Annotated in this window: 3 protein-coding genes; 1 reads left to right on the top strand and 2 read right to left on the bottom strand. The window is 41.4% G+C overall.

Features of this window, described 5'->3' with window-relative positions; translation table 11 throughout:
• Nucleotides 1-2 precede the first annotated feature (2 nt).
• On the bottom strand, nucleotides 3-2219 hold the full coding sequence (locus tag HMPREF9009_RS06520; protein WP_004299757.1) for a glycoside hydrolase family 97 protein: 2217 nt from the start codon (nucleotides 2217-2219) through the stop codon (nucleotides 3-5).
• Between the two features lie 197 nt (nucleotides 2220-2416).
• Nucleotides 2417-4270 carry a glycoside hydrolase family 13 protein gene (locus HMPREF9009_RS06525; RefSeq protein WP_004299758.1) on the bottom strand — a complete coding sequence of 618 codons (1854 nt, stop codon included), beginning with the start codon at nucleotides 4268-4270 and terminating at the stop codon, nucleotides 2417-2419.
• Nucleotides 4271-4514: 244 nt separating this feature from the next.
• On the opposite strand from HMPREF9009_RS06525, the gene HMPREF9009_RS06530 reads away from it, so the two are divergent.
• Nucleotides 4515-6110 carry a DUF6377 domain-containing protein gene (locus tag HMPREF9009_RS06530; protein WP_004305037.1) on the top strand — a complete coding sequence of 532 codons (1596 nt, stop codon included), beginning with the start codon at nucleotides 4515-4517 and terminating at the stop codon, nucleotides 6108-6110.
• Nucleotides 6111-6327: the final 217 nt, after the last annotated feature.

The following is a 6327-nucleotide window of genomic DNA, read 5'->3' on the forward strand; positions in this document are numbered from 1 at the left end:
ATTTATAGTCTTTTCAATCCCTTAACCTCTGATTTGTTTTTCACCTCTTTGATACTGATTGCGTATCCACCGCCATTGGCAGCGTGCAGATTCAGTTTGCTTTTATTATTCAAGATACCTTTTTTGATGGTGTATGCCTGCGGGTTATCTTTCCAGTCGGCATCTTTGGCATCTGCGTATACGGTAGCGACGTATTGTTTTCCCGGTTCCAGGAAATCGAACGTTAATTGGGAGTCGTGGCCGTTTTCACCGGCTGTGCAGCCTATGTACCAGTCGTCCGTTCCTTTTGCTTTGCGGGCAATTGTGATGTATTCTCCCGGTTCTGCTTCCAGATAGATTGTTTTGTCCCAGTCGAGAGCGACGTCTTTGATAAACTGGAAAGCATCCATAAAGCGTTCGTAGTTTTCCGGAATATCGGCAGCCATCTGCAAAGGGCTATACATGGTGACATACAATGCCAGTTGGCGTGCAATGGTTGAACGTACCTGGGAGTTGTTTGCCGGATTCATCTGGTTACAGTGAGTCTCGAAGATGCCGGGAGTGTAATCCATCGGACCACCGACCAGGCGTGTGAAAGGCAGAATCGTCGTGTGGTATACTTTATTTCCTCCAAATGATTCATATTCTGTTCCACGTGCGGATTCATTACCGATCAGATTGGGATATGTACGGCAGATACCGGTTGGACGGGTTGCTTCGTGTGCATTGACCATGATTTTATAATCGGCGGCTTTTTTCACGGCATACAGGTAATGATTATTCATCCATTGACCGTAATGATGTTCTCCGCGTGGAATGATATTACCCACATAACCGCTTTTAACCGAGTTATATCCATTGTCTACCATGAATTGGTAAGCTTTATCCAGGTGACGTTCGTAGTTGCGAACAGATGCAGAAGTCTCATGGTGCATCATCATTTTAATTCCTTTGCTTGCAGCATAACGATGGATTTCCTGTACGTCGAAATCAGGATATGCAGTCAGGAAGTCAAATACATAGTCTTTGCTGTTGCCGAACCAGTCTTCCCATCCTTCATTCCAACCTTCTACCAGCACTGCATCAAATCCGTTGGCTGCGGCAAAGTCGATGTAACGTTTCACGTTAGCTGTATTGGCAGAATGTTTGCCGTTCGGTTTGGTTTTGGAGTAGTCTGTAACGCCAAGTTTCACGCTGGTCAGTTCATCTGTATAAGCCCAGGAACCTTTTCCGGTAATCATGTCCCACCATACGCCTATATATTTCACCGGTTTAATCCAGGAGGCGGCGTCTGCAATCTTACAAGGTTCGTTCAGGTTGAGGGTGATGCGGGAGGCGAGAATGTTACGTGCATCATCACTGACGATGATCGTACGCCACGGAGAGTTGCACGGAGTCTGCATGTAACCTTTATCCCCTTTTGCATCCGGTGTCAGCCAGGATTCGAATATCATGTTTTTGTCGTCCAGATTGAGGTGCATACAAGAATAATCAATCAAAGCGGCTTCGTGCAGATTGATGTATAAACCATCATCTGTTTTCATCATCAGTGCCGTCTGTACACCTGTCGGTGAAAATGGGGTTTGAGAAGAATTTGGAGTGATCGCCTGTTGCATCAAACCTCTGATTTCCGATAGACGGGAGATGGTGTAGTCGTACTCTTGAGTGTCGTAATCGCCCGGTATCCAGTATGCGATATGGTTGCCTGCCATGGCAAATTGGGAATGTTCTTCCTTGATAACGAAGTAGTTCAGTGATTTCTGTTGCGGAAATTCATAACGGAATCCCAAACCATCATTGAACAGGCGGAAGCGAACAACGATGGAACGGTCGTTCATTGGCTGAAACAGAATGACTGCCAGTTCGTTATACTGATTGCGGATTTCCTTTTCTTCTCCCCAGACTGGTTGCCAGGTTTCGTCAAAGGTAGTCGTTTGCGCATCTTTCAGCTTGAAGCCATTATAAAGATTGGATTTAGAATCGAGCTTGGTGAGGTCTCTGCGGTCTACCCAGTCAAAGTCGGTTCTGGTATTATCTTCTTTTTTCAATTCCAGTCCGAGAGTGCTCGGCTTAATTACCACCTTGCCTTTGTAAGTCAAGTCGTAGGTTGGTGCGCCTTCTTTGTTAACCTGAAAGGTCAGAACCAGATTGCCATCCGGTGAGGTCAGTTTCTGTTGTGCATTCGCAATGAATGAGATGCAAAGGAATGCGATGATCGAAAAAAACTTTTTCTTTTTCATTCTATTTATGGTATTAAATTGTAAGCTAACCGATATTTCTATTCCTGTTTGTTTCGGATATTGCAAATGTAGCAACCACCTTCACTTTTTTGCTTGATTAGAATAAAAATACAAGTTTGTATAAATGCTAGTATCTTGTTTTATAATTGTTTATCTATCTGATTTCATTGGATAAATATAAGTCGTAGTGAACTTGCTTAGAAGGCTAAAAGGTATATCCCACGGCTTGGAAGTGTTAATTCATTTCTTAATTCAATCTTTTTGTCTGTGAGCAAATCATGAGCAGACGAGGTGGAGAGTATTTCCTGATAAGGATGTAAGTCAATAGTCTGTTCCCGGTCGTTTCCATTCAGAAAGACAACGACTGATTGGTTACCGTATTTGCGTTCATAAACATAAATGCCTTTATTGGGTGCGAAATGTTTTAGTTTGCCTTTGGCGATGACTTCATTTCCTTTTCTCCATTGGAGCAGTTTTTGCATAAAAGAGAAGGCTTCATTTTGTTGCGGAGTACGGTTGGTTGCTTCAAAACAGTTTTTGGCGTCATTCTGCCAACCTCCCGGAAAGTCACATCGGAGTAATCCGTCTCCATTTGCTTTGTCGGCTGCCATCAGGATTTCAGTTCCATAATATATTTGTGGAATTCCACGGGTAGTCAGTAAGAATGTCAAGGCTTGTTTATATCGGTTCAGGTTCTTGGTATCTTCCTCCGAACGGTAGAAACGGGAAGTATCGTGATTATCGAGGAAGGTCAGCAGACTCATTGGATCGGCGTAGACAATATCCTGTGAGAGGTATTCGTAGAGTCTGAAAAGTCCTCCGTTCCATTCGGTGGTTTCTTCGTCGAAAGCTTTATTTATTTCTTCCATCAGTGGGAAATCCATGACAGTAGGAAGATAACTGTTTTTCGGATAAGCAAGTTTACTGTCTTTCTGCCAGTAGGAGATCAGTACATTGCTGCCCAGCCATGTCTCACCGACAATGTTGAATGAAGGATATTCATCATTGACCGCTTTGCACCAATGCGCCATCATTTCAAAGTCGGCGTAAGGATGTGTATCCTGGCGGATTCCGTTGATACCCGCATATTCTATCCACCAGATACTACTCTGTATCAGGTAAGTGGCTACGTGACGGTTTCGTTGGTTGAAGTCCGGCATAGTCAGTGTGAACCAACCGTCAATGGCCAGCTTTTTATCATAATCGGAAGTATAAGGGTCCATTTGGGTGGCAGTTTTGAAACTGGTCTGCATGTAGTTTCCCTCAAAGTTGAACCAATCTTTGGCAGGCATGTCTTTGAATAGATAATTGTTCGAACCGCAATGGTTGAAGATCATGTCCATGACTACCTTTAGCCCTTTAGCATTGGCTTCTTTTACGAGATTGCGAAACTCTTCATTGCTTCCGAGGCGACGGTCTACTTGATAGTAATCGGTGATGGCATATCCATGATAAGAGCCTTCCTTCATGTCATTTTCCTGAATCGGGTTAAGCCATATACTCGTAACTCCGAGGTCTGCAATATAATCCAAATGTTTCTCTATTCCTTTTAAATCACCGCCATGACGGGCGAAAGGTTCGTTGCGGTCTATGTTTGCTTCCAACATTCCGGGAATTATATCATTGGAGGGGTTGCCGTTGGCAAAGCGGTCCGGCATAATGAGATAAAGTACATCACTGGAGTTGAAGCCTTCTACTGCTGAAGCATTCTCTTTGCGCTGTTTAAGTTCGTATGGTATTTTAGTCTGTTTTTTACCTTGTTTCAGGAGAATGTCGAAGTGCTGAGGGATAGCTTTTGAAAGATCTAAATATAAGATCAGATAATTAGGATTTTCCTGTTTCACCACGTCCTGCAGGGTGATGTCATTAGAAGAAATACTTACCTCTGCGGATGATATGCCATCGCCGTATAGAAGTATTTGTAGTTCGGGATTCTTCATTCCTGCCCACCAAAAGGTAGGAGCCACTTTCTTTATATTGGTTGCGGCGAATGCTTGATGATAACCCGATAGAAGTAATAGTAAAATAGCAAATAACAAATTTCGTTTCATGGTAGCTAGATTTTTAACTGTTTGCTCGGAGAACCGATGATGCAAATGTAGGGGGATGCTGTGCACCTTTGTGAGATTAGAATGGAAATATAAACCTGTTATCTGACTATGTTGCTGATAATTAGTTGGATATTCTAATACCTTATGCCGAAAAATACAAGTGAAAATGAAAATAGTTATACCCATATTTTTCGTTTTCATTACTATATTTCTTATATTTGTAACATCTTTAAAAAGGAATCTTATGAAAAATCTAACCCTTTATATGCTATTTCTTCTTTTGCTCTTTCCTTTTTCGTTGTGTGCAATGCATACGGATAATGCGGCTGCTCTTAAAAAGCTGGATGAAGTTATAAGCAAGAAAGAGACTTTCCAGATTCGGAAAGAGAAAGAGATTAATAACTTGAAATTAGAACTTGCCCATTCTACTGATCCTGTTCGAAAATATGAATTATATGCCTCTCTTTTTGGTGCTTATTTGCATTATCAGGCAGACTCGTCCTTATATTATATTAACCGTGAGATGGAAATCCTTCCATTGTTGAACCGCCCGGAATTGGAGTATGAGATCATCATTAATCGTGCTACGGTAATGGGAGTAATGGGAATGTATATAGAAGCCATTGAACAGTTGGAGAGGATTGATCCTAAAAAATTGAATGAGTGGACTCGGTTATCTTATTATCAGACGTATCGTGCCTGCTACGGGTGGTTAGCAGATTATACGACCAATAAGAATGAAAAAGAAAAGTATTTGAAGAAAACCGATTTATATAGAGATTCCATTATTGCTGCGATGCCTCCAGAGGCAAACAAAACGATTGTTTTAGCCGAAAAATGCATAATGAACGGGAAAGCCGATGTCGCTGTGGATATGCTGAACAATGCTTTGAAAGAAATTCAGGATGAACGTCAGAAAGTATATATTTATTATACTCTTTCCGAAGCTTATAGTATGAAGAAAGATATCGAAAAAGAAGTTTACTATCTGATTCTGACTGCCATTGCGGATCTGGAAACTCCGGTGAGGGAGTATGCTTCATTGCAGAAACTCGCGCATCTGATGTATGAATCAGGAGATATTGACCGTGCCTACAAATACTTGAGTTGCTCGATGGAAGATGCTGTGGCGTGTAATGCCCGTTTGCGGTTTATTGAGGTGACGGAGTTTTTTCCGATTATCGACAAGGCGTATAAATTAAAAGAAGAAAAAGAACGTGCCGTTTCCCGCGCTATGTTGATTAGTGTCAGTTTGTTGTCTTTGTTTCTTCTGATTGCTATTTTCTATCTATATCGTTGGATGAAGAAGTTGTCTGTTATGCGGCGGAATCTTAGTCTGGCTAACAAACAAATGTCTGCGGTCAACGCGGAACTGGAGCAAACCGGAAAAATAAAAGAAGTCTATATCGCCCGCTATCTGGACAGATGTGTCAACTATCTCGACAAACTGGAAACTTATCGTCGTTCATTGGCAAAATTGGCAATGGCATCGCGTATCGAAGATTTGTTTAAAGCTATCAAGTCCGAACAGTTTATCCGGGATGAGCGGGATGAATTCTATAATGAGTTCGACAGGTCTTTTCTGAAACTTTTCCCGAACTTTATTTCAGCTTTCAATAATTTGCTGGTAGAAGAAGGAAGAGTGTATCCTAAATCCGATGAACTTCTGACAACAGAACTTCGTATCTTTGCCCTTATCCGTCTGGGAGTAGTAGACAGTAACAAGATTGCTCATTTTCTCGGTTATTCTTTGGCAACTATCTATAATTATCGTAGCCGGATGCGTAATAAAGCTGCCGGAGATAAAGATATGTTCGAGCAGAATGTAATGAACCTATAATGTTATTCACAGATAGCAATATGTTATTACTTCGTAATATACGAGCCAATAATGCTTGTGTATAAAGCAAATATCTACTTTTAGTGTTCAATAATCCACTGTGCATCTCTCTTTTTTTTCTACCTTTCCTCTAAAAAGAAAAATCTCCTGCTCTTATATTCGCATGTAACTTACTTGTATCTAATTAATTATACTTATAGTCCGTAAGTTTTCCCAC

Source organism: Bacteroides sp. 3_1_13 (assembly GCF_001185845.1).
Classification (GTDB): domain Bacteria; phylum Bacteroidota; class Bacteroidia; order Bacteroidales; family Bacteroidaceae; genus Bacteroides; species Bacteroides xylanisolvens.